This is a genomic window from Burkholderia sp. Ac-20392 (assembly GCF_017104585.1).
Lineage (GTDB): Bacteria > Pseudomonadota > Gammaproteobacteria > Burkholderiales > Burkholderiaceae > Burkholderia > Burkholderia lata.
In genome coordinates, this window is record NZ_JAAGPB010001109.1 from 1 (window position 1) to 799 (window position 799).

Consider the following 799-nt stretch of genomic DNA (forward strand, 5'->3'; position numbering starts at 1 on the left):
TGCGCGCGCGTGACACGCTGGCGCTCGTGGCCGGCCGCATCGCGCGACAGCACGCGCAGTGCGTCGATCTTCGCGCCGTCGCCGCACACGGGCTCGATGGCGAGGACGGTTTCGCTGTAGTGGACGTGTTCGTCAAACGCCTCGGCCACCCAGCTCAGGTAGTCGTGGAACTCGACGCGGGTCGGATAGAAGTTCTTCAGGTTGACGAATTCGTTCAGGCGACCGCGCTCGAACAGGTAGTTGATGAACGTGTAGCGGCTTTTCGGATCGCGCATCGTGACGAGATCCTTCAGAAACGAGATCTGCATCCGGCAGTCGTCGAGCAGCATCCCGCGATGCCAGCCGAATTCAGGCTGGCGCTCGACGAAGCAATGCGTGAACGGGCGCGTCGCGCGCCGTTCCTCGAGGCGGATGGCCAGCGCCAGATTCGACGGCCCGAAGCCGACGCCGATCAGGTCGAATACGGTTTCTCTCTGCATGTCTCAGCTCCCTTGTCGGTGAATCCGGCGCGTCAGACGTGACGGCCGGAGAAGAACGTCTCGCGCAGCGTGCGCATCCACAGCGGCTGCGCGTCGGCCAGCGCGAGACGGCGCTGCCGCGCGAAGCCATGCCGCGCGAGATGGTCGGCAACCCGCGCGTGGCCGGCCGGAACGGCACAGCCGACCGCTTCGGTACGCGGGTCGTCGAGAAACAGGTAATGAACGACGGACGGCAGCCAGCCCGCCACGCAATGCGGGCCGCGCCAGCGCGACTCGCCGACCAGCATCCGCAGCCCGCGGTCGTAGTCGCGCGCCGCGAC

The 799-nt window shown here is 67.0% G+C and carries 2 protein-coding genes; both read right to left on the bottom strand.

All coding sequences use genetic code 11. The annotated features are described in order from the left end of the window. A partial coding sequence (locus G3N99_RS41070) for a SidA/IucD/PvdA family monooxygenase (RefSeq protein WP_206125292.1) occupies nucleotides 1–479 on the bottom strand: 479 nt, incomplete at its 3' end. Nucleotides 480–511: 32 nt separating this feature from the next. Then, nucleotides 512–799 (bottom strand): GNAT family N-acetyltransferase (locus G3N99_RS41075; protein ID WP_206125293.1); only part of this gene is annotated, 288 nt, incomplete at its 5' end.